At 57.6% G+C, this 23,836-nt stretch carries 18 protein-coding genes and 3 pseudogenes; 8 read left to right on the top strand and 13 right to left on the bottom strand.

Annotated elements, in window-relative coordinates:
- Positions 1-94: 94 nt before the first annotated feature.
- Positions 95-1,252, bottom strand: coding sequence for a glycosyltransferase family 4 protein (locus EYW40_RS06690; protein ID WP_202614462.1), 1,158 nt, complete (start codon positions 1,250-1,252; stop codon positions 95-97).
- Positions 1,253-1,279: 27 nt separating this feature from the next.
- Entirely contained in the window at positions 1,280-2,716 is a 1,437-nt protein-coding gene (locus tag EYW40_RS06685) for a sulfatase family protein (protein WP_135820856.1), read from the bottom strand.
- A 199-nt stretch (positions 2,717-2,915) separates the two neighbouring features.
- On the opposite strand from EYW40_RS06685, the pseudogene EYW40_RS06680 reads away from it, so the two are divergent.
- Positions 2,916-3,647, top strand: a pseudogene (locus EYW40_RS06680) (IS6 family transposase).
- Between the two features lie 295 nt (positions 3,648-3,942).
- Here the strand turns inward: EYW40_RS06680 and EYW40_RS06675 are convergent.
- Together EYW40_RS06675 and EYW40_RS06670 are read right to left on the bottom strand one after the other, a co-directional pair.
- Positions 3,943-4,083, bottom strand: a pseudogene (locus EYW40_RS06675) (IS5/IS1182 family transposase); the annotation flags it as partial.
- Positions 4,084-4,141: 58 nt separating this feature from the next.
- Positions 4,142-5,311, bottom strand: a complete 1,170-nt coding sequence (locus tag EYW40_RS06670; protein ID WP_161973169.1) for a glycosyltransferase family 4 protein — start codon at positions 5,309-5,311, stop codon at positions 4,142-4,144.
- Between the two features lie 110 nt (positions 5,312-5,421).
- Here EYW40_RS06670 and EYW40_RS20170 point away from each other — a divergent pair.
- The 3 genes and pseudogenes from EYW40_RS20170 to EYW40_RS06660 all read left to right on the top strand — a co-directional run.
- Positions 5,422-5,706 (top strand): annotated as a pseudogene (locus tag EYW40_RS20170) (IS6 family transposase); the annotation flags it as partial.
- Positions 5,707-6,273: 567 nt separating this feature from the next.
- Positions 6,274-7,668, top strand: coding sequence for a hypothetical protein (locus tag EYW40_RS06665; RefSeq protein ID WP_135820854.1), 1,395 nt, complete (start codon positions 6,274-6,276; stop codon positions 7,666-7,668).
- A gap of 4 nt (positions 7,669-7,672) precedes the next feature.
- Positions 7,673-8,830: a glycosyltransferase gene (locus tag EYW40_RS06660; RefSeq protein ID WP_135820853.1), complete on the top strand. Its 1,158-nt coding sequence runs from the start codon at positions 7,673-7,675 to the stop codon at positions 8,828-8,830.
- A 152-nt stretch (positions 8,831-8,982) separates the two neighbouring features.
- On the opposite strand, the gene EYW40_RS06655 is transcribed toward EYW40_RS06660, so the two are convergent.
- Positions 8,983-10,467 (bottom strand): oligosaccharide flippase family protein, encoded by a 1,485-nt coding sequence (locus EYW40_RS06655; RefSeq protein ID WP_135820852.1) that lies wholly within the window; start codon positions 10,465-10,467, stop codon positions 8,983-8,985.
- Between the two features lie 321 nt (positions 10,468-10,788).
- Between EYW40_RS06655 and wecB the strand changes: the two genes are divergently transcribed.
- Positions 10,789-11,886 carry a non-hydrolyzing UDP-N-acetylglucosamine 2-epimerase gene (gene wecB / locus EYW40_RS06650; RefSeq protein WP_135820851.1) on the top strand — a complete coding sequence of 366 codons (1,098 nt, stop codon included), beginning with the start codon at positions 10,789-10,791 and terminating at the stop codon, positions 11,884-11,886.
- A 338-nt stretch (positions 11,887-12,224) separates the two neighbouring features.
- The gene (locus EYW40_RS06645; protein WP_135820850.1) at positions 12,225-13,061 is read left to right on the top strand and encodes a glycosyltransferase; all 837 of its coding nucleotides are present in this window, start codon (positions 12,225-12,227) and stop codon (positions 13,059-13,061) included.
- A gap of 257 nt (positions 13,062-13,318) precedes the next feature.
- On the opposite strand, the gene EYW40_RS06640 is transcribed toward EYW40_RS06645, so the two are convergent.
- The 3 genes from EYW40_RS06640 to EYW40_RS06630 form a co-directional block, all read right to left on the bottom strand.
- Positions 13,319-14,725: a sugar transferase gene (locus tag EYW40_RS06640; protein WP_135820849.1), complete on the bottom strand. Its 1,407-nt coding sequence runs from the start codon at positions 14,723-14,725 to the stop codon at positions 13,319-13,321.
- Between the two features lie 253 nt (positions 14,726-14,978).
- On the bottom strand, positions 14,979-16,127 hold the full coding sequence (locus EYW40_RS06635; protein ID WP_135820848.1) for an MBL fold metallo-hydrolase: 1,149 nt from the start codon (positions 16,125-16,127) through the stop codon (positions 14,979-14,981).
- A gap of 69 nt (positions 16,128-16,196) precedes the next feature.
- Complete coding sequence (locus EYW40_RS06630) at positions 16,197-18,248, bottom strand: copper-translocating P-type ATPase (protein ID WP_135822023.1); 2,052 nt, start codon at positions 18,246-18,248, stop codon at positions 16,197-16,199.
- 467 nt (positions 18,249-18,715) lie between these two features.
- On the opposite strand from EYW40_RS06630, the gene EYW40_RS06625 reads away from it, so the two are divergent.
- The gene (locus tag EYW40_RS06625) at positions 18,716-19,072 is read left to right on the top strand and encodes an SHOCT domain-containing protein (RefSeq protein ID WP_135820847.1); all 357 of its coding nucleotides are present in this window, start codon (positions 18,716-18,718) and stop codon (positions 19,070-19,072) included.
- Between the two features lie 29 nt (positions 19,073-19,101).
- Positions 19,102-19,740 (top strand): hypothetical protein, encoded by a 639-nt coding sequence (locus EYW40_RS06620; RefSeq protein WP_237560570.1) that lies wholly within the window; start codon positions 19,102-19,104, stop codon positions 19,738-19,740.
- Positions 19,741-19,783: 43 nt separating this feature from the next.
- Here the strand turns inward: EYW40_RS06620 and EYW40_RS06615 are convergent, their stop codons facing one another.
- From EYW40_RS06615 to dsrO, 5 genes are all read right to left on the bottom strand, one after another.
- Positions 19,784-20,341: a metal-dependent hydrolase gene (locus EYW40_RS06615; protein WP_135820846.1), complete on the bottom strand. Its 558-nt coding sequence runs from the start codon at positions 20,339-20,341 to the stop codon at positions 19,784-19,786.
- A 109-nt stretch (positions 20,342-20,450) separates the two neighbouring features.
- A complete protein-coding gene (locus EYW40_RS06610; protein ID WP_259370023.1) occupies positions 20,451-21,023 on the bottom strand; it encodes a redoxin domain-containing protein in 573 nt (190 codons plus the stop codon).
- A gap of 145 nt (positions 21,024-21,168) precedes the next feature.
- Positions 21,169-21,747 carry a TorD/DmsD family molecular chaperone gene (locus EYW40_RS06605; protein WP_135820844.1) on the bottom strand — a complete coding sequence of 193 codons (579 nt, stop codon included), beginning with the start codon at positions 21,745-21,747 and terminating at the stop codon, positions 21,169-21,171.
- On the bottom strand, positions 21,740-23,056 hold the full coding sequence (nrfD, locus tag EYW40_RS06600; protein WP_135820843.1) for an NrfD/PsrC family molybdoenzyme membrane anchor subunit: 1,317 nt from the start codon (positions 23,054-23,056) through the stop codon (positions 21,740-21,742). The genes EYW40_RS06605 and nrfD overlap by 8 nt, the downstream gene beginning before the upstream one ends.
- Positions 23,056-23,835 (bottom strand): sulfate reduction electron transfer complex DsrMKJOP subunit DsrO, encoded by a 780-nt coding sequence (dsrO, locus tag EYW40_RS06595; protein ID WP_135820842.1) that lies wholly within the window; start codon positions 23,833-23,835, stop codon positions 23,056-23,058. Before dsrO ends, nrfD begins: the two co-directional genes overlap by 1 nt.
- Between the last annotated feature and the right edge of the window lies 1 nt (position 23,836).

Genomic DNA, 23,836 nt, shown 5'->3' with positions numbered 1-23,836 from the left:
AATCAGACTGGGAGTACTGAGTTACTAACCCCTTTCGGGCGAAAAGCCTAGAAATTCCCTACCGGCCGCTGGGTTCTCGCCGCAATCCATCCGTTCACTCTGCGCTGTTCTCGTAATATTCGAAAAGCTGGTCTGCAACGACCTCTTTACCGAATTTAGAGACTGCCCGCTCTCGACCATTCTTCCCCAGTCTACTTCGTAGTTGAGAGGATTCGAGCAACTCTACGAGAGCTGACACGATCTGATCGACTGATCGTTCCTGAATCACCTTGGATGTCTCTTCCGCCTCCACGACGTAAGGGAGGCCGCCGACGTCGGTAACGACCGTCGGTAAGCCACAGGCCATCGCTTCGATGACAGCTACTCCGAACTGTTCTTGGTTGTTCACCATCGTCACGCTCGGAAGGATAGATATGTCGGAAATATTGTATACCTTGGGCATTTCCGAGTAGGGAATACGTTCTTGCCAGATGATGTCATCCGAATTTCGTATCATCTCGGTCCGATCTTCGGACAGTTTGTCTTCACCGAGAAGGATAAGGCGAGCGTCAAAGTTCGTTCGGATATGTTCGAAGGCATCCAACAGATACGGAACTCCTTTCTGTTCATTGAGACCGTGGACGAACAGTATATTCAACGAATCCTCGATATCATTTGGTAGACTCAGGTCGGAAATATCGGGATCAGAGGTTGGTTTAAATTTCGAAGTATCGACGGCATTTGGGATCACCGATATCTTCTTATGATCCACCCCCTCGTGGATCAGCGCCCGTTTCGCCATTGGAGTCGTCGTATTCACTGCATCAACGGAGTCGTTTACGAACTTCTTTGTCCACCACTGCAGGGGATTTCGCTGGTACAGTGGATATGGAATATTTTCCCCAGCTGACATGAAGAGATGCGTATCCGATCTCCGCGCAACGATAGCGGCCTGTAACGAGAACACATGGTAATTCTCCAGAATGTGGATGACGTCGTACTCACTCAGTTTCCGGATTCCAGTCAAGATATTAGACGGGAGACGGAGTTTCGTCAAAGCTTTCGCAAAGAAGTACTTATGGCCGAATAAACTTGCTTTACCGTCGATCCAGTGTAACTTTTCGACGGGGACAGAGAGGGTTGATGTATCGAACTTCGATGGCTTGCTCTCGAAGGCAGTGACGTCAACCTCACTGTTGTTGTGTAGATGTTCCCATGGTTTGATACTATCAGGAGATAGGTACGGCCCTGCGATGAGTGCAACCTCTTTCATGACTGTATTATTCGTTCGATATCCCGCTCATGTGTTGTCTCTCTCGGCATATCCCAAGGCTTCTAGCCGTTCCTGAATACTGTCGAGTTCATCCTCGTCAATTTCGGCCGACTTCGAGGATTCGGCCTCGACTGTGTTTATTTGCCGTTCTAACTCGCGGTCTAGCTGTTTCCGAAGATAACGGACGGTGGAAGGGTTCTGATCAGCTACGTTTCTCCGTTCATTCGGATCTTCATCCAGATCATAGAGTTCGAATTCGCCGTCTTCCTGGTACCAGTATTCCGACTTCAGATCTTCTCTCTTTCTCGTTTGGATTAATTTCCAGTCTTCCGTACGAATCATGGCCATCGTCTGTTCGATCGTCTCCGCGAAGGCGAACTCGTGGACTGCAGGGAGGACGTTACCCCGTAAGTTATCAGGCATTTCGAGCCCTAGAGAGTCCAAAACGGTCGGAACGATGTCGATATGCTGGACGATACCGCTCACCCGTTCCGCGGGTTTTTCCGGATGATGGACGACGAGTGGAACGTGGATCGAAGTGTCGTAGAGTCCAGAGTTATCTGAGAAGATACCGTGTTCTCCGAAATTGTGACCGTGGTCAGCAGTAAGCACGATCATGGTATCTTCCATCAACTCCTTTCTTTCAAGATAGTCGATCAATCTACCGATCTGTTGATCGACCCATCGGACGGTTCCGTCGTATGCCTCCTTCGCATCCCCCATTGTTTCGTGCTCTCCCCGTGCATACATCTGATACTCGGCGGAAAGTGGTCCTTTCGCGTCTGGACCGAAATATTTCGAAAGGTTATCGCCATCTTCGTGATCGAACATTGCTTTGTGTTCTTCGGGTGGAATGTAGGGGGGATGGACGTCCCAGTAGTGAGTCATCAGGAAAAATGGTTCCTGTACCGAGTCCAACCGTCGAATAGCGATGTCGGTCAGCTCCTCACAGTCAACTCTGAGATCTCTCCGACCGAACCGATTGTAGTACTGAGAGAGGAGAGGTCGTAGTATAGGCTCTGGGAGTTCCTTGACCTTGCTCATCAGTTTCTGCCGTAACATCTCTCCGATCGCCTCCTCATCACCCTCTGCACCCGTGTCATCGACACCGTACGTATCGTATCCCCAACTATGCCAACGACCCATCCAATCGACACCAATCGTCTCGTATCCACTCTCAGCCAGGATTTCGGGGAGGAAATCGGTGTTTCGCTCGTTTATGCGGCTCAGATTATCTTTGGTGTACGCGGTACCGTGATGAGTGACGCCGTGCTCTCGCGGCGCCTTCCCGGAAAAAATACTTGACATACACGCATCCGTATAGTTCGACATTGAGAAGCAGTTCTCAAATACAAGCGATCGTTCGGCGAGAGAGTCGATATTCGGAGTGATCTCCTCGGATCGTCCCATATATCCGACGTCAGAAGCTCTCAGCGCATCAATAACGATGACAACTACATTCATGGCGTAGATTTTGGTTCGTCCTGCCGTATCAACTTGTCGAATCGCTCTTATGAAGCACATCGTTGATTTTCAGATCGTACCGTGGGATACATGTCTATCCCTCCGACGGTTGGTCTTCCGAAACTCAACTGTGGTATATGCCAGAGGGATATACACAATATATAATAATACTGTTACTATCTAATTGAGTTAGTTTGGGATGAAGCTCTCAGATTTGTTCACCGATAGCTATGAACCGATTTTAGAAGAATTTTGAGAAAATGAGCGGACGGCGAACGCCTAAATGGGTGTTCGCCGTCCGCCTCCACGGAACTGGTTTTTCGATTAGGGAACGACAACAATTATCACTAAATTAGGCGTTCATCGCTCGCATGGCACTTTTAGAACTGTGCATGTAGGATGTATTACAGGGTCTGTGGCTGTTTCCGGTGCAACCCAGGTGGGGCGCGATTGACAAGACTGCTGTTAAGATTAACGACGAGTGGACTTGGTTGTATGCTGCAATATATATCGAGACAAATTCAACCCTTTACGCCGCGTTATTTGGGTCGCATGGTATCGATCCAGCGACTGCGTTCCTCGCTGGACTTCGCGAGAAACATGATCTCTCCGAGGCTGAGTTTCTCTCCGATCAGTTCGGGTATCAGACTGACCTTGCTTGGTTAGGGTTAAGCAGTCGGGTCAATCACACCGATCGAAACCTCATCGAAAAATGGTTTTACACCCTCAAAATGCGAGTTGACTGCTTCTATAACTCGTGGGTAGGCAGTCGGTTGAGCGTCAGTGAGTATCCTGAACAGCTCATGCATTATACGACCGTCAGAGACTGCATCAAGCTCTCGACGGCAAGACGTCGGTCAAGGAGGTGCTGAACCAGACAGTGCCATCATACTATTCGTCTTTAGCTAAGACTTACACCTCGGTTGCGTAGCGGTAGCGAGCGTCTCTTGTATGATCGGCTTTGCTGGTGAATTTTCTGTGTGTCTTTGATCAGCTGTTTCAACAGCAGCAGTGGGGACTAGCCTCGATAAGCTGCCGCTGGTCACGTGTTCTCCTCTTAGGTAAAGACAGATGATAATCATACTTACTCGCTAAGATGAATACCGGGGCCGAAGCTGCCCTGCTCGGTGAACTAAACCTCGCTATCATCGAAATCATCATATCGGTCGATGACGCTAGTTGAATTGCTTGTTCTTTGTTGGAACTTGTATGGAACGTGACGAAATGTCGAATCCGAAGTAGTACCGGACGAGTCCATGCTGGAGTTCTTGTGCAACCGAACATGTGCCGTAGATGTCCTTGTAGTAGCAGTGCAGAAACCCGCAAAAGAAGACTGATGGTTGGTAAACTCGTGTTCCCCTCTTAGTATTCGACGACCCCATCAAATGTGTGATGACCCGCGCCCGAGTATCCGATTAAAAACAATTAATTCCGGCCATGTTTCTTCGATACTGTGCGGAAGAACTCCCGCATCTGCCGTTTCCATCGCTCTAGCGTGAAGTAGTCGACTACCCGTCGCCTCGCATTATTTCCTAGACGATCTCGCAAAGCTGGATCTTCAACTAGCTTCTCAACCGCAGTGGCGAGAGCCTCCGCCGTGGGTTTGACCTTGAACCCGCCGTCCACTTTGTCGTGATAGATGATTTCCTTGAGTCCGCCGACGTCAGTGACCACAACCGGCCGACCGCACGCCATCGCCTCAAGACACGATAATGAGGTCCCCTCTGAGTGGTATGACGGAATCGCGACGATGTCAGCAGCGGCGTAATAGCGAGGCATCTCCTCATGGGGAACGTGTCCAAGAAACTCTACCATATCGGCTAGGTCGTTTCGTTCGATCTGGTTACGAATCACTGATGCATCAGTAATATTTTCAGCGCCTAAGAACCAGAGAGACACATCATACCCCTTTGACTGTAGTTCGGATAGTGCGTCAACGATCAAGTGTGCTCCTCTCGCAAGTCGGAGCGTTCGCGGGAAGAGTACCACCGTACCCTCCGTCGCTGAGTCAGTAAGGCTATTGACCGGATCTACGTCCGGTGAGAACACTGTCGTATCGACCCCGTTCGGTACTGGAAAGACATCGTTCCGTGCAGTCGGATGCTCGGATTGGACGTAGGTTAGGAACGCGTTGTCGGTGCACCGAACGAGCGTCTTCTCCGTGAGGAGTTGACCGAGAAAATACCGCTTCACTCTAGTTGTGAGGTCTCTAGAAGATGGTGCGTCCCATGTGATTCCCTGTTGATTTAGTGCGTCTACCGACCTTAAGTTCGGGATCGCGTACTCCGGCGAGTGAACGTAGACGATTTCGTCTTTGGGGACGACCCGCTGCCACTGAAGGTTGAATGTCAGGAGTTCCATGATTCCAGATCCAGCGGTCGACAGATACTCAATCTCGATTCCGTCGTATTCGTTGTTCGGGTTCCCGGTATCCTGCTGGTAGACAGTTACCTCATGACCTTCATCAAGCAGGATCTGACCCATCCGATATAGGTTCACTTCGGCTCCCCCGATCATATCACTCGCTTCGACACCACTGTAGTGCGATGGGTTTCCCAGGAATGTGTCCGTGACGAGAGCGAACTGTTCGGTCATAATGGATGATCCTACCGTGCTGGTACCTAAGTATTTACAGTTTCGGTACTTCCCCACCTGCATATTTAGTTAAAGATGAAGAGAGAGGCGAGGCGGTTTTCCGAGTGTCTATAGCAGGAATCTCTCGCAACAGTAGTCATAGCGACTGGATAGACCTAGATTTTGTGGACTGAGAGTGGACACTAGAGCCGCTAATGGCCCTTGGTATTCGCCTCCAATTGGCTGGATTTTCACTCTTGAATACCATCAAAGACTTTGTGAAAATTGGTATCAAACGATCACGAAAATCCATCCACGACTGGAAACAGAAGGCCGATCTACAACCAGCTAGCGATGCGAGTCCGGATCACTTTGCACTCAACGAAAAGTTATCCGGAATTAACTATCAACAGTATTCGCCTTTAGTTAACAGAACGCAGAATACCAGTACAATTTCCAGTATACCAGCGTCATAGAGGGCTGATTTCAATAATATTCTAACCAGAATTAAAATGAAGCAATCCTCGTAGCATATTTGCAAAGAGGTGTGTGGGAAATAGAAAAGACGTGTGAGCTGGTTATCCGCAACAGAAAGCGATCTAGCTCGTAGAGATGCCTGTGCATCTGGTGCGCGGACTTCTTAGATTTTATCCGATATTAAAAGTGAGTAGATCTATATCACCGCTGAGGTTAGTGGATAGAAAACTCGTCTCTGCCGTCTAATCCCGTCGCTGAGTTGCGGTTGTGCCCTTAACTAAAGTCGAATGTATTGTTCATTTTCAGAGCGCGGCGTCAAGAGCAGAATTGAGTGTTTCTGTAGAGTTCATGCCAAAGTTCGAAGGCTCTGGCTACAGTGTTTCAACCGCAACTCTCGTCGTCAATAATCTTCTTCCCAAGTGCGTTATATTCTCACGGGCTTCGTATTCTAGGTTCTCAGATACCGCCAGAGATATAGCCGGACACTGTCGACAAACAAACTGTAAATGAGTACGATTGAAGAGGGAACGACATATAGTCAGGAGTACTTCGTAGAAACGCTACTCCTCAGTGCAGTTGTTCTGGCTGTCCCGTTCTATGGCTGGGCGTTGTTCAGAATCGGGCCGTTCCCAGTAGGCCGCCCGGACCTGCTGGCAATCGGAGTCCTCACTATCTACGTTACCGTATGCGTGCTATTCCGTCATCAACTCCGACTGGACGTCCCTAGTCTGCTACTACTCGGATGGGTAGCCGAAATCATCGGAATCGGCTTTTGGGTTTTCTTGACCGGCAAACACATACTCGACTTCACAACAGTGTTCGTACAATTGGTGTTGTTAGTCGGTACCTATGTAGCCGTGGTAAATGTCACACTCTCGGAGAATGGTGTAATAGCGCTTCTTCGTCTCTGGACACTCTCGGCCATCTCCATGGCACTGTTCGGGTTCTACCAGGGCGTCGCACGAGTCTTTTCGCTACCGTTCGCGTATCTCCGATTCAATATCCCCGAACCCGGTACTGTACAGCGTGCCGGCTACGACCCGTTGTTCCCTGAAGTATTCAGGGTCGCTAGTGTGTTCGCAGAGCCGTCCTGGTACGGTGCCCACTTGCTTCCGCCGACAGTACTTTGTCTGGTACTCGTGGCCCAGGGGAGCCGGAAGACACTATTTCATTCGCGGTGGTCGTTAGTGGGAGCGACCGCAATACTAGTCGCCGGTATTGTACAGTCAGCCTCTACGACTTCCTACATAGCCCTCGTGGGGGCTATATTCGCGTATGTTGTACCGGTATCCATCTACCGTGGTCCGTTCCAACTCCGTCACGTGCTGGGTGCCACCACTGCTGGAGCACTCGTCGTAGCCAACGTCCCAAGTCTACGACTCGTCGCTTTGGAACTCGTCGAGTTGTCTCGGGAGACCGTCGTCTGGCTCCAAACAGGGAACGAGGCCGTTCTCTCGTTTGCCTCCGCAACCTATCGATTTACCAATAACTACCAGACCCTGCAGTACTGGGCCTCTCTAGACCCAGTTCATATGCTCTTCGGGCAAGGGTTAAATCACCTTGCGAACACGTCGGCAGTGCAAGGTACCTCCAGCAGTAATTCATACCTCCAACTATTGGTCGATACTGGTGCTGTCGGCGTTGGGCTGTTCATCTTGTTCATATCATATCTGTTCTGTAAGCTCGTCGTCACCCCTCTAGAACACTCTTCACGAGCCCAAGTCGCGGACCTCGGCGTCGCTCTGGCTGGCAGTGTACTCGCGGGAGCCATGATCTTGTTCCAGACGGGTTACATCCGTCCGGCGAGGTGGGTCGCGTTCCTGTTGGCGGGACTGTTCCTCGTAACAGTGAATCGATCCCAGTTTGACGATACCGATAGAAAACGGAGCAAAGAGCAGTAGACCGATGACCAGAGACAGAGTTGCAGTAATCGACCCGTCGAATTTCACACCACCGTACGACCACCACCTCTGTGAAGGGCTCGCGGATAACGGCTGGAAAGTCAAGCTGTTCACCTCGGGAAAGACAAACTGGACACCCAGAGACTACGAACGCGTTCAAGCGTTCTACCCGCTCACAGAGGGCCGTGTTGGCGACGCTCTCCCTGAAAAAATTCGGGTGCTCGGGAAAGGAACGGAACACATCATCGGTATGTTGGAACTGGTGAAACGTCTCAATCGGTGGGACCCCGACATCGTCCACTTCCAGTGGCTCCCGCTCCCGTTCGTCGACGTCCCACTGGTGCGTCTCATAGGACACATTGCTCCGACAGTACTCACTGTCCACGACAGTACTCCATTTCAGGGGTCCGCCACATCCCGCCTGCAGCGGTTTATGACCGAAAAGGGCCCCCAAGTTGTCGACGAAGTCATCGTCCACACAGAGGAAACCAAAGCCAAACTCGTCGAGGCTAGCGTCCCCGAAAAGGATATCTCTGTCATACCACATGGTGTGATCCGGTATCCCATAACAGCCCATCTGCCGACAAATAATTCCGAGAAGACCACCGTGTTGTTCTTTGGGAATGTGAAACCCTACAAGGGCGTTGACGTGCTAATTGACGCCGTCGCTCGTCTCCCGCCGGAGGTTAGACAGAAGTCGCGTATCGTTATTGCTGGGCGTCCACATGGATCTGCTGACAAACTTAAGCAAAGAGCCCGCAAACAAGGCGTCACTGAATCGATTACTTGGGAACTCGGGTTTATTGAGCACGAATGTGTTGGCGCATACTTCAAAGAGAGTGATATTGTTGTTTTCCCATATAGACATATCGACCAAAGCGGCGCGCTAATGACGGCTCTCCCGTTTGGGAAGCCCGTGATCGCCACAGAAGTAGGTGGCTTCGCAGATGTACTTACCGACGGTGTGCACGGTCGGCTAGTACCACCCGACAACGCCGACGCACTCAGTAATGCCCTAGCTGACGTTCTCACGGATAAAGATCGGCGGGCTGAAATGGGAGATGCCGTTGCAGAGCTTGCCGATAACACATACTCGTGGGAGAGGATCGCTGAGATGACTACGGAGCTATATGGAGAAGCGCTACGCAATCAGCGAGAGTAAGGTGATCAGACAAATTCATATTCGAAGACGGGGCGGCTCAGACTGTGCCGTGGTTTTACCCACTTGGTGAAGGCTACTATTGATGTTAACTGTTTAGCTTGATTAATGAGTCGCCAGCAGAGACAGGCCGTAGAAACTTGTTCGAATATTTACTACTTTGGGGCGAAATGATCTATTAGATTTTTGTCTACTTGTTCTAACCCAAACACATATAATGAGATCAGATATATGCTCAACCCAAGTGGGATTCCTACATATGACAACGGTGTCGTTAGGAAGGACCGGATCGAGAACATGACAAGAAACGCTACACTAAGAGCAGGAAGGAATTTCAGAAATGAACTGTCATAGGGAAATATTCTCTCTAGCATATATATTTCGACGACACGAATAATGTTCAAAGAGGCAAATATAAGCGCGGTTGCTACTGCGGCACCGATTGGACCATATTCAATCAATAATAAATAGTTGAGAGCTATATTGGATATACCCATACTCACCTGATTGGCTAACAGGACATACCGATGATCCGTCATGGCCAAGAGGTGATCCGCCGGACCGGCGGCCGAATTCACCAACTGGCCGACGGCTAAAACGACTAAAATTTTGGCCCCTGCGGTGTAGTCAGATCCAAAAATGGTGAGTAACTCTGTGCGATAGATAACAAGTCCTACAAATCCTGCGGAAGTCAGCATAACGGACCACCTTGTCACAGTACTGTAGAGTTCTTCGAGTTGGTTTATGTCTGACTTTTCGTATAATCTTGAGGCAACTGGTGGGAATAACTGACTGAATGCGGCCAAAGGGAGTAATAACGTCCCGGAGAGAAGGAGTGAAACATTATATACCCCTACTGCTGTCGAGACAGACAGATAGCTTAGCATAAAAATGTCAATTCTCTTAAATAAAAGCGACGATGAATGCGAAAGTGACATCAAAAAAGAGTATTCGAAATAGTCGCTCACGATGGACCATGAGTCACTTAATGAGGGAACGCGATTAGTGTATACTACAAATAGAACCGCACTCAGCCCGAGGGTTGCAATGCTGGCGCCGACAAGTCCTTGCACGACACGCTTGAGTGACGGATCAAACAGGGCGATGCCGCCGACAATGATAAACAGAACTCCAGGTCGAATGATCTTTTCGATGAGAATCTTCAACCGAATCAGTTCCAGTGCCCGAAATGCACCACCTAAAGTCTTGACTGCGGAGAGAAGCGGAATCGTGGCAGCTACTACTCGGACAATTCCAGCCGTCAGTTCGCCGGTGAAAGTCAGGGCTGACAGCACCGGTGCCAATATGTATAGGGTGACGCCGATAAGGACACTTCCACCAATAGAGAACACGAGTGATAGGCCCAGTACACTGTCCTGTTTGGACGGTTCATCAGTGTACTTCGGAAGGTACCTGTTAAGAGCCGTATTGGAACCTCCTGGAAATAGTCCGGCTGACAGCGCAATCAGCTTTCTGATAAACGCATAAACGCCGTATGAGGCGGTTGAGAGGGAATTAGTCAACAAAATCTGCGTCAAGAAGCCAGCTATATACTCAAACATCCAACCGAGCAAGAACCAGTAGCTACCGGATGAGATCGACTCCAGTTCAGACGTAATCGTCTCTTGATCCTTGGACATCGTGTTCTCTCATCCCGGCCACTGTAGTCCGAACCTATACCGGCTCGGTAATGACTTCGTAGCCCGGGCGGCTTCTGTCTTGATGGAATGGCTGCCATATGAAAAAACAGGCGACTTTCGACAGAGACTTACCTAAAAAGTGCTAGCACTTCTTTGACTACTGGCTGTGTCCGAATTAACCCGTCTATTCAGTGTTTATCGAGCCGATGTCTCACCGAAACGGGCCCACCAGTCCGCGTGAACAACCACAGGGGTGACGTCAAGCTCCGGTAAGAACGAGAGATTTATCAACGTAGTTTAACTACCAATTAATAACTGAGTATGACTGATCGACAGACAATTGCGCTGGTCCTCGGTACCCGACCCGAAATAATTAAGATCGCTCCGGTCCTCCGCGAATTAGAGTCCCGGGACCACCCATATACCCTGATACACACCGGCCAACACTACTCGGGTAATCTGAGCTCGGTGTTCTTTGACCAGTTAAATCTCAACCCTCCAGACTACAACCTTGGGGTTGGCTCTGGCAGCCACGGCGAACAGACTGGTGCAATGATCCGGGAAGTGGAGGCGGCCCTCCATGAGATTGACCCAGCTTGGGTGCTGGTGCAGGGTGACACGAACTCCGTTCTCGCCGGTGCCATCGTGACAAGCAAGATGGACGCGAAACTTGGTCATATTGAAGCTGGTCTCCGGAGCTACGATAGGACAATGCCGGAAGAAATAAACAGGATTTTGACAGACCACGCGAGTGACCACCTCTTCGCTCCGACGGAATCAGCGGAAGCAAACCTCGCTACTGAGGGAATAACTGACCGCGTAACCGTTACTGGCAACACCGTAGTTGATGCGGTGGATCAACACAGTAACCTCGCAGCGTCCCAGAGTTCCGTTCTCGACAGATTCGACCTTTCTCCGGGGGAATATCTCGTCCTGACTGCCCATCGATCCGAGAACGTCGACGAAAAAGAACGGTTCCAATCTATTGTCAAGGGAGTCTCAAGAGCAGCTGACAATATAGGATTCCCAGTAATTTATCCCATCCACCCGCGTGCCGAGGAGCGCTTATCTGAATTCGACCTCTCGATTCCGGAGAACATTCGGCTTGCGGAACCGCTCGATTATCTCGATTTTCTCCACCTTCAACAACATGCGGCCACGATGGTGACTGACTCCGGTGGCGTACAGGAAGAAAGTTGTATCCTTGAAACACCATGTGTCACTGTCAGAACCAGCACGGAACGTCCGGAGACTGTCACGGTAGGGGCCAACGAACTCGTCGGAGTGGATCCGACAGAAATTGTCGCCGCAGTCAATGCTGCGGTCGAAACCGACGGAGACTGGAAAAATCCGTTCGGAGACGGGACCGCTGCCGAACAGATCTTGGACATCGTCTGTGGAACACTCCCTTGTCAGTAACGTTCCATCAACTGATATGATCTAAGTGATTAACATTTGGTAAGATCACATACACCATTGTTGTTTTATGGATTGCTTGAATAGTCCGTCGAAGAATGATCAGTAGTGGACCGGATCTGCGTACTTCACCAACCGAAGAGGGAATGGTGTCTCTAACCTCACCTCGTCTACCTCATCTACTGATTCTCATACCGGTTGCTGCCTACACTTATCACCCGATCTATAGGATTCAAGGTTCGCGGGACCTTGAGCCCTCATTTTCAGTTCAAGAGCGAGGTGAAGCCGCTGAATTCGGCAAGAAAATCTTTACCAGAGAGGACAGATAACGACTTTTTGATATGGAAAATATCTCTGTTGTGGTCTGCGTCTATAGTGGGGATGATGCAGATGAATTCGAGACATCGCTCAACAGCATAGTCTCCCAAACGCGTCCTCCGGATGAACTCTTAATTGTTGAAGATGGTCCACTCACGTCCGCCCTCAACGAGACATTGGAGCGCATCCAATCGACAGTCGAGGTACCAGTCTGTCGGGTAAGACACGCTGAGAATCGTGGACATGGCGCGGCGCGGCGGACTGGCATTGATAATGCGAGCCATGAACTTGTCGCAATTCATGACGCCGATGATATAGCCGTTCCTAAGCGACTGGAATGGTCGCTAGACAAACTGAAGGCGACGGACGCTGACCTCGTGGGCGGCTATATCGAAGAATTTGATACTGATCCTGACGAACCTTATGCTGTTCGTGAGGTGCCATGTGAGCCAGAGGAAATCCACAAGATGGCAAAACTTCGCAGTCCGGTTAACCAGACAACCGTCTTAGCGAATCGAGAGGCGATTCTTGAGGCGGGGAACTACCGTCCAGTTGGCCAGATGGAAGATTACGAACTATGGGCTCGAATGTTAGTTAATGATTGCAAATTCGTGAATATCCCGCGCATATTGGCGAAGGTTCGAGCTGGTGACGATTTGTATCATCGCCGTGGTGGTTTAGACCATGTTCACGAAGAGTGGCGTCTTCAACGCCATTTCGCCACAATCGGATTTGTATCATCACCACGAGCAGGCATGAACTTCATCATACGATCTATACCGAAGTTACTACCAAACAAGCTGCGAGAGGGGATCTACACAACGCTTTTCCGTCAACCGTTTAGCGAAGAGAGACCATGACGATCGCAAACTCTCTACACGCCCAGTTAGATATACAGAATCAAAACGCTTGGAAAGAATGAGTGTGCCCTCACGTATCCATTGTTTTGCGGCTCAACTCCAACGCTAGGTCTCTCACTCCATGTATTCGCGGCCCTTTTATATTGTTCGATGTGATTCACTTCCATCAGGGGTATGGAACCAGAAAAGTCACTTACCGAATCACAGAATGACTCGCCGGCAGGAGTCGTGATCTATGACAGCCATCTTCGACCCAGTTAGTCGTTTTTAACTAGCCCAGAGACATCAAGAAACACCTTCCATATCTGTCGAATGACTAATTTCATATCGAACCAGAATGACTGTTGTTTCACGTACTGTAGATCCAAACGAAGCTTCTCTTGTGGGTCCGTGCTTTTCGCATCGTTTACTTGTGCTAATCCAGTCAATCCGGGCTTCACAAACCAGCGTTGCCGCCACGACTGTGCCTGTGACTCAAGCAGTGATTCCTCTTCGGTCCACACTGCTCGTGGTCCGACAACACTCATGTCTCCGATGAGAATTGACCACAACTGTGGGACCTCGTCGAGATGGGTCCAACGCAATATCCGACCGAAATCAGTAATTCGGTCATTCTCATCATCATCAATGGGCTCTACTGATTCCCCCTCCGGAATCATCGTCCGAAACTTGTACACCGAAAATGTCTCTCCTAACACTGCAGTCCGTTCCTGCTCGTACAAAACAGGCCCAGGACTGTCCAGCTTAATCGCCACAGCGACCACGGCCATCACCGGTGCCCACAAGAGCAACCCAAACCCGGCAAAACAAACGTCAAATATGCGCTTCAGTATGTAATCCTGCCAGTCCCACGGCTCCACCTGTACGTCCACTAGCGGTCCAGCCGCACCTTCAGGGGTCAACACAGAATCCGCGTAGTCCCGATGAACTTTCGCCGAGACACCTCGCTCGTAACAGGCGTCTAACGCACCGAAGAACTCCCCTCTATCAGCCTGCTCGAACGCCAACACGACGGTATCAACGTCGTGGTCGTCGAGTACGTCCTCGACACGGGACAGGCCGCCCAGATGATCCAGATCCTCTAGCCCTTCGATCGCCCCGCCATCTGCAATAATCTGCCGCGGGTTCTCCACAGGCAACGCGGCGGTTGGACAGAGATACCCGAGCAGGTCCCCGTCAATGGCCTCCCGGACGCTTCGCATCTGTTCGACGTCGTCGCCGACCAGTATCGTCCGGTCGAGTTCCCCCGCGACTGGACGGCGAATTACCACGAACCAGGCGGGCAACACGACGATCGAGATCCCAGTAAACATCACCAGCGTCGCCCGAGGCAAGCGGTGGGACCACTCGAAGAATCCGACGGTCGCAAGCGCCAGCCCGCTCACGAGCACCCGCTTCTGGGTGAGAAACACCACGTCGAGGATCCGCCGCGGGCGGGGCTTGTACATCGGAACGAGCGATCCGACGGTGAACACCACGCTCAGCAGAAGCACCCGCCAGAAGTACTGGCCCTCCATCACGTTCGGCTCCAGATTGTTGAACTGCGGGACGTACGTCGTAAACAGGTACTGCGGGACTGCGTGGTTCGCCACGAGCACGGCTACCGCGGTCAACACGGCGACCCCGCCCACCGAGAGTACGCGGTAGCGCCAGCCCGTGGTCATCTACCCATGACACGTTGTTTTAGAAATATAAGCACTTCGTTACTCGCGCTGCGAGTCGAACGACACGCCGTCTCCCCCCGATATGTACCTTGTGGCCGAACGATACACAGGAGGAAATGAATGAGTAACGATAGGAACGTCACGAACTATTGTTCCCCCACCCACTAGTTCTAGCGCCGGACCCGAATCAGGCTATAGCGAGAACAAAGAACTCCGATCGACCGTTCACAAAGCACGGTCGACCACGAGACGATCAAGCGGCGCAGTTGTTCGGTCCGAGTTCGAGTTCGGTCGCCTCCCCTTCGCTATCGGGCGATGCCCGACCAGTATTTATCGCGATGATCTGCTCGTAGTTCGGCGGTTTCTCGGGCACGTCGTCGGTAAGCCTGTCGACGAACGCCTTCTTCTCCAGACCCAGCAAGTCGAGTGACTCTCGAAGATTTCCCAACGAGGCCGCAATAGGCTCGCCCGGAGTACCGTGCTTGAACTGGCCGCCCGCCGACACCGAGACGTGGCCGGGGAGGACCGTGGTGTCGTCCGACGACTCAAGCAGTCTCTCGTGTAGCGTCCCATAGAGCAACTCCGCACCGCGGGCCGCATCCGCCTCGCCAAACTGCAATTCCGTCCGACCGACCGACTCGACGAACAGCGTGTCCCCCGTCAGCAGGAGCTCGTCGGCCACCCGGTAGTTCATCATCTCCCCGGTGTGGCCCGGCGCGTGGATCGCCCGGATCTCCACGTCGCCGACCGTGAGGACGTCCCCGTCGGCGACCGGTTCGTAGTCGTACTCGACGTCGCGGTCGGTGGCTGCGTCCCCGAGGTAGTACGGGGCATCCACGGTGGCCGCCAGCGACGGGCCGCCGGAGATGTGGTCGGCGTGGACGTGCGTATCGAAGACGGCGTCGATCGTCAGGCCGGCCGATTCGGCGGCGACGGCGAAGGTGTCGGTCTGTCTGGTCGCGTCGAACACGGCAGCCTCGCCCGTCCCCTTCGACCCGACGACGTACCCCAGACAGCCCTTTCCGCGGCGCTGTATCTGGCGGACGACGAGGTCGTCGGTCGACGTCTCGATCGGCACCGCGTCGTACACCCTGCTCCACTCCTCCATGCCGCCCTTGACGACCGTCACGTCGTCGATACCGCGCTCTTCGAGTTCGAACGCAAACGATGTCGACGTGAGTCCCTTGCCGCAGATGGTCGTGACGGGGCCGTCGCCGGCGACATCTCGTATTCGGTCGAACGCCTCGTCGTCGATTCCCTCCCGCGGGTCGTAGGGGACGTTTTCGGCACCGGCGATGTGCCACCCGTCGAAGCTGTCCGACGGCCGCGTGTCCACGAGCGTAAGCGGTTCCCCGGCGTCGAGCCGCTCGGCCAGCTCCGAGGCAGTCATCTGGTCGACCATTGGTCTACTAACACCGGAATACGACGCAGGGGCGCAAAGGCGTTTTTCGGGAAACGGTGAAAGGATCCCTCAGTCGGCGGCCTGTGGCTCGCGTGGAGCGGTCACGCCCGGGAGGTCAGGCACGCTAAGGTCGACACGCCGGAGAAGCTGCGCGTTGATCGCGACGATCACCGTCGACAGCGACATCAGGAGCGCGCCGACCGCCGGCGAGAGGAGGACGCCGACCGGGGCCAGGACGCCCGCCGCCAGCGGGATGGCGAACACGTTGTACCCGGCCGCCCAGACGATGTTCTCCTGCATCTTCCGGTAGCTCGCCTTGCTCAGCGTGACGAGGCGGACGACGTCGAGCGGGTTGTTCTGGACGAGGACCACGTCCGCCGACTGGACGGCCACGTCCGTCCCGCTGCCGATGGCGACCCCCACGTCGGCGCGGGTCAGCGCGGGCGCGTCGTTCACGCCGTCGCCGACCATCGCGACGAGTTTGCCTTGGGTCTGGAGCTCCCGGATCTTCTCGTCTTTGTCCTCGGGCAGCACCTCGGCGAACACCGTGTCGATGCCCAGTTCCTCTGCGACGGCGGTGGCCACGTCCCGCGAGTCGCCGGTCAGCATCGCCACCTCGATGCCGAGGTCCTGGAGGGCCTCGACGACCCGGTAGCTCTCCTCGCGGATCACGTCGGCCATCGCGAAGGCGGCGATCGGGTCGCTGACCCGGCTTGCAGCGTCGCCGCTCGCTCCGGAGCCCTCGCGGACCAGATACACGACCGTCTGCCCGTTCTCGCCGGCGTCGTCGGCGAAGGACCGGAGCGGAGTCGGGACGTCGCTGTCGAGGCTGGCGAGCAGGTTCGGCCCGCCGACGTACACGTCGTCGCCGTCGACGGTCGCCCGGACGCCGCGACCCTTGATCGCCTCGAAACCGTCTGCGTCGGGCGGGGCTAGTCCGCGGTCCGCGGCGGCCTCCCGGAGCGCGCGGGCGATCATGTGCTCGGAGTCGCCCTCGACCGCCGCGGCGAGAGCGAGCGCGTCGTCCGCATCGACGCCGTCGACGGTCTCCATCCCCACGAGACCGTGTTCGCCCTCGGTGAGCGTCCCGGTTTTGTCGAAGACGATGGTATCGAGGTCGCGCGCCCGTTCCATCGCGATGCGGTCCCGGACGAGCATTCCGTTGCGCGCCGCGAGCGACGTGTTGATCGCGACGACGAGCGGGACGGCGAGTCCGAGGGCGTGCGGGCAGGCGATGACGAGCACCGTGACGACGCGCTCGACGACGGCCGCGTCGAACGAGGTGGCGACGGTCCAGGCGACCGCCGTCACCGCCGCGGACCCGACGGCGGCGTAGAACAGCCAGCCCGCGGCCCGGTCGGCGAGCACCTGCGTCCGGGACTTGCTCTCGCGGGCCTGCTCGACGAGGCGCATGATCCCCGCGAGCGTCGTCTCCTCGCCAGTCGCGTCGACCCGGACCCGGAGGCTGCCGTCGCCGTTGACTGTCCCGCCTATCACCTCGTCGCCCGGCTCCTTCGAGACAGGGGCCGACTCGCCGGTGATCATCGACTCGTTGACATCCGAGTCGCCCTCCTCGACGACGCCGTCGGCGGGGACGCTCGCACCCGGCCGCACGAGCACAAGGTCACCCGCCGCGAGGTCGCTGACGGGGACCCGCTCCGTGTCACCGACCTCCGTGACGCGCTCGGCCGTGTCGGGCATGAGCTTCGCCAATTCGTCGAGCGCGCTGGACGCGCGTCGCACGGAGCGCATCTCGGTCCAGTGTCCGAGCAGCATGACGTCGATGAGCGTCACGAGCTCCCAGAAGAACGCTGACTGCGTCGGGCGGACGACGCTCGCCAGGCTGTAGACGAACGCGACCGTGATGGCCATCGAGATGAGCGTCATCATCCCGGGCGAGCGGTCCCGCAGTTCGGGGCCCGCCATCCGCAGGAACGGCACCCCGCCGTACGCGAAGACGACGACGGCGAAGACCGGGTTGATCCACTCGCTCCCCGGGAACCCCGGGACGGAAAAGCCAAGCCACGCCTGCAGGGCCTCGCTGTAGAGCAAAACGGGGATCGATAGCAGCGTCGAAACGGCGAAGCGCCGGCGGAACATCGCCTCGTGGCCGGCGTGCATCCCGTCGTCGTGGTCGTCGCCGTGCGTTCCGCCGCCGTGGCCGCCACCGCGGGACTCGTGGCCCGCGTGGCGTTCGTGGTCGGCGGCCGCTCCCTCGGCCTCGTCTTCGAGGAGCGCTTGCTCCCGCGGGGTGGCTCCCTCGGCGTTCTCGCGTTCGGCGTGGTCGGCGGAATCGTCCCGCTCCCCGGGCATCGTCTCCCGTTCACCCCGAACGCCCTTCAAACCGCGTGAGAACCGCAGGGTGAAATCGGGCCGATCGTGGCGTTTCGTCCACGTCGCTGGGTGGGACCTGCCGGTGACGGACAGCGGGCAGCAGTGGCCGTCGAAACGAGCCCTGGTTTGCGTACCGAAGTGGCCGCGACCGGAACCGCACGCATCCAAGGAACGGATGGTCGAATCCGACGGTGTCGAAAGAACAACTGCATTGAGTCCCGGTCCCGTAGTACACAGTGACGGCAGAAGGAACCATGACAACCAACACGAACTCGCTCGTCACAGCCGGGTTGATCGTCGTCGGGGCGCTCCTCGTCCTCCCGCTTGCCGGCATGGGCGGGATGATGGGGACGGGGGCGGGGCCGATGATGGGTGGCTGGGGGTCCGGAATGGGCGGCGCGGCCCCGGGCTGGATGCTGCTGTTCGGCGTCCTGATGCAGTTGCTGTTCCTGGGCGCGCTCGTCGGCGCTGGCTACCTCGTCTACCGCGCGCTGACGGGGGCCGACGGTGACGACCCGGCGGTCGAGGAACTGCGCCTCGCGTACGCCCGCGGCGACCTCACCGACGAGGAGTACGACCAGCGACGCGACGCGCTCGAACGGGATAGCTGACCGAACCGATGACCGAAACCGGCGACCCTGTGCACGACTCCGGATGGACCCCGCACTCCCCCGCCGGGTTCCCCGCCTGGCTGACCGCGTACGTGCGATGGGCGCTCTACGGGCTCGCCCTCGGGACGGCCCTCTGTCTCCTCGCGCTGTTCACGAACCCCGTCCCCGACCCGTCCTTCCCCTGGGCCACGCTCCCGGCGTCGCTGCGCCTGCCCGTGACACAGCCCCGGATCGAACACTGGCCCGCGACGTACACGGTCGGCATCTGGCTGTGGGTCGCCGGGTTTCCCGCGCTGTTTCTCGCCGGGTACCGGCGCTACGGGGCCGACGCCCGGTTCGGGTCGACGCTGTGGCTCGCCGGCCTCCCGGCCCTCGCGATGCTCGGGTGGACGACGTACTGCCGGTTCTTCTGGCCGAAGCTCCACCCGCCGACCTGGAACGCGCCATCCTACACGTTCGCCTGCTGGCTGTACTGCTCCTCGTACGACCCGCTCTGGAGCAACCTCGCGTACGCGATCGCCGGGTTCGGCGTCGCCGCGACCGCGGTCGCTGTGCGCCGGCGGACCGCGGGCGGGTACGCGCTCCTCGGGTTCGGCGCGTTGGCGCTCCCGCTCGGGCTCCCGGCGCTGTACGAGGGGTATCGGCGGACGGCGGCGACGGACGGCTGATCGACCTGCGTCGGTGATCGAGTCTCCCCGGTGGTCCCATGCCTCACTCCGTGATCGCGGTTCGAAGTCCGCCCAGCGTCGCCCTGAGCGCGTCGACGCCGGGCGTGCCGTCGCGGACCCAGACGGCGAGCGCGACCGCCGAGAGGCCGATCTCGAACAGGAACAGGGGCGTCGGCTCGATGCCGAGGAAGTGCGCGGCGAAGCTCGGGTCGGTGTCGTACTCCACGGCGGGCAGGAGCGGCCACGCGAGAAACGCGAGGTCGGCGTACCGGCCCGCCGCGAGCGTCGGCAGCGCGTCGGTGGCGAGGTGGACGCCGTACCCGACGCCGAAGGCGACCCCGAGAACCGGACGGTCGCGACGGCGAGCGAGCGCCACGGCGACCGCGACGACCGCCGCCGCGACGAACATCGAGTGGGCGAGCGACCGGCCGTTCGGGAGCACACCGAGCGACCAGGCCAGCGGCTTGTCGACGAGGTCAGGGAACTGCGTCCCGACGGCGAGCAGGACCGCCTCGGCACCCGTCGGCGGCCGGAACCGGCGCTCGCGTACGAGGGCTGTCCACAGCAGGTAGCCGGCAGCGAGGTGTCCCCAGGGCCACATCGGGGACGGGTACGACGGGAAAGCGGAAACCCACTTCGGTCATTGCCGTCGGTGCTACCGTGGCGGCACGACGACCGACAGGGCTGGAAAGCGATCGATCCTCCCTCCGCTACGAACTGAACTGGTCGGGGCCCTCGCCGTACTCGACGGTCAGTTCGACGTTCCGGGGGCCGAACTGATCGCGTTCGGCCGCTATCGCGTCGAGTGACTGTTTGACGGGGAAGAAATCCGGCTTCTCGAACGCGTCCTCCGTCGCCCACGCGTAGCGGATCGTCCGATCGGAGTCGACGACGAAGACGGCACGCTGGGGGATGCGCTCGTGGGACTCCCACTCCTCGTAGCAGACGTCGTACGACTCGGCCACGCGCCCGGCGCAGTCGCTGAGCAGCGGAAAGTTGAAATCGTACTTCTCGGCGAACGTCCGGTGGGCGTAGACGCTGTCCCCGGAGATGGCCCACACGTCTATCTCCGGCGTCAGCTGGAACCACTCGGCGTCGCGGATCGCACACAGTTCGTTCGTACAGACCGGGCTGAAATCGAAGGGGAAGAACACGAGCAACGCGACCCTGTCCCGCGCGAGGGTCTCGTCCAGGCTGAAGTCGGCCATCTCGCCGTCGATACACCCCGGGAGGGAAAACCTCGGTGCGGACGACCCTTCCTCTAACACGTGATGACATAGCATACAGAGAGGGAATACTCTTGTGGTTGAAAATACAGCCGAACAAATTAGTCCGAGGAAGGATGACGAAAACCCGGCGGAGACTCGACGTCGCGGAGCCGACACCGGACGGCGACCTACCGGACGCGGGCCGGCGGCCCGGGCGGCGTCACGCCGTGTCGCCGTCGGAGCCGGCCGCCCCGTACAGCGTCCGTTCCGTGCGGTCGAGCAGCCGCTCGTAGAACGGGCTCGGGTCGTTTGCCCGCACGCGGGCCGCGAACTCGTCGACCCACTGCCGGAGGTGCTCGTCGAGGAACTGGTCGAGCCGGTGGTCGGGTTCGGTCTCCGCCAGGGTGGCGGCGAACTCCAGTTCCGTCGCGATGTGGTCGGGGGGCGCGGACCACTCCTCCCGGGTCCGGAGGTCGTACTCGTCGTACCAGCGGGCGACGGCCTGCGTCGACGGCCCGTACACGGGGCCGAGCGCGTCCGCCTCGTCCTCCTCGGCGTCCCGGTAGACGCTCTCGTAGGGCGGACACTGCGCCGGGCCGGGGCCGAGGAACAGCCGCGTGTACTCCACGCGGAGCGACTGCTCGTCGACCCCGTCGGCGGACTCGCCGAACGCGCCCGCGTCGACGGCCTCGACGAGTTCGGCGGTCGGCTCCTGCCAGCAGACGGCCAGCGCCGCAAGCCGCTCGGCCGGCGGGAGTTCCCGGGCGTCGCGGGCCGTCGCGGTCGTCCCCTCAGTCATGCTCGTCGACACCCCCGTCGGTCGCGTACGTCGTCCCCGTCGACGGCTCCTGCAGGGGGAGGTAGCGGAGCCCGACGGTCACGATCAGGGCCCCCAGCGCGACGATCCCGAGGGAGATGGCGACCTCGACCAGCGTCGGCGTGTAGCTCCCCGACGTCGCCCAGATGTCGGTCGTCACGCCGGCATACTCGCCGCCCACGGGGATGCCCGGGCTGGCGTCGATGTTCACGCTGTGATAGCCGGTGAACACCAGCCTGACGCCCTCGAACAGCGTCCCGAACACCGCGAGGGCGCTCGCCGCGAAGATGACCGGGATCCGCTTCCGGAGCGACGGGACCGCAAGCAGCGCGAGCGGGACGGCCCCGCCGAGGCCCGTCCACAGCCAGAAGTACACCGACTCGCCGACGAGGAACTCGCTCGTGATCCCCCAGAACCCGAAGTGGTTCGCCCAGGCGTGCGGGAGGCGTTCGGCCGCCAGCAGGTAGACGACGTGGAACGCGAGGAACACGCCCAGTATCTTCCCGAGGCTCGTCAGTTCACCGCGGTCGGCCTCGAACTCGGTGTAGCGGTCGACGAGGACGGCGACCACGAGCAGGAGACCGAGCCCGGAGACCAGCGCCTTCGCGATGAACACCGGCGCGACCAGCGGGCTGAACCAGTCTCCCCGGCCGACCTGCGTCGCGAAGATCCACCCGGTGACCGAGTGGAGCGCGACCGCCGCCGGCAGCGCGACGGCGGCCGTCCAGAACAGCAGCCGGCGGTCACGCTCCCGGCCCGCCTCGGTGTCCTCGACGCCCAGCGCGAACCGCGACCCGCGTGCGGCCAGGTCGCGGCGCGTCAGCAGCCAGAGGTACCAGAGGTTCAACGCGCCGTACAGCATGACGATGCCGAAGTCCCAGACCATCGGCGACCGGAAGTCCGGCGAGGTGAAAAACTGATAGAGCCGCTCCGGGCGACCGATGTCGGGGAGGATGAGCAGCCCCGCGACGACGATGCACGCGAAGCTCACCAGCACGCCGAGGCGCGCGAACCCCTCGTAGCGGTCCGAGTGGAAGAACTTCGGCGCGCTCGAGATGATGAGTCCGCCCGCCGACAGCCCGACGAACATGACGAACAGCATGATGTACAGCCCCCACGAGAACACGTTGCGCATCCCCGTGACCACCAGCCCCTCGCGTATCTGGTAGGCCCACGCGACCAGCCCCACGACGAGGAGGAGGCCGAGGACGCCGATCCAGGCCTTCCACCGCGTGCCGAACGAGGGGACGACCGGCTTCCGGCGTTCGGTCTCGGCCGCCGACTCGCTCATCAGTCGTCACCTCCGCCGGCCTCCGCCGGGACGTGTGGCACCGGCTCGTCGCCGGCGGCGTCGTCGGCCGACACCGACTCCGCCGACGGGTCATCGTCGAGTTCCGATTCCAGGTCGTCGCTCGTCCACGTCCGGCCGGGCGTCATCTCCCCCTGGACGTAGTAGGTGTTCGGGTCCGTCCCCTTCTCCTCGAGCAGCTGTTCGGTGTTGTAGTTGGCGACGTACTCGGAGACGGTGCTGCTGTCGTCGTCGAGGTCGCCGAAGATGCGGGCGTCGGCCGGACAGTTCACGACGCAGGCGGGGTCGAGGCCCTCGTCGACGCGGTGGCTGCAGAACGTGCACTTCTCGACGACGCCCTGCGGGCGCTCCGCGACGTCGCCCGTCCCGTCGTCCGGGCGGTGTTCGGGCTCGTCCCAGTTGAACACGCGGGCGTTGTACGGGCAGGCGGCCATGCAGTACCGGCAGCCGATGCACTTGTCGTAGTCTATCTCGACGATGCCGTCGTCGCGGGTGTACGTCGCGTTGACCGGACAGACCTTCACGCACGGCGCGTTCTCGCAGTGCTGGCACGCCGTCGGCTGGTACTGCATGTCGAGGTTGCCGGTCTCCCCGTCCTCGGGGTAGGAGCCCTCGGGCGTGTCTATGTGGTCGCCGCCCTCCGTCAGCACGCGGTTCCAGAACTGCCCCATCGGGACGTTGTTCTCCTGCTTGCAGGTCACCGCGCAGGTCTGACAGCCGATACACCGCTCCTGGTCGATGACGAGTCCGTAGTTGGTCACG

It is taken from the genome of Halostella litorea (genome assembly GCF_004785955.1).
In the GTDB taxonomy this organism is placed as follows: domain Archaea; phylum Halobacteriota; class Halobacteria; order Halobacteriales; family Natronoarchaeaceae; genus Halostella; species Halostella litorea.
Note: the sequence above shows the minus strand (reverse complement) of the source record. Positions and strands in the feature narration are given on the sequence as shown.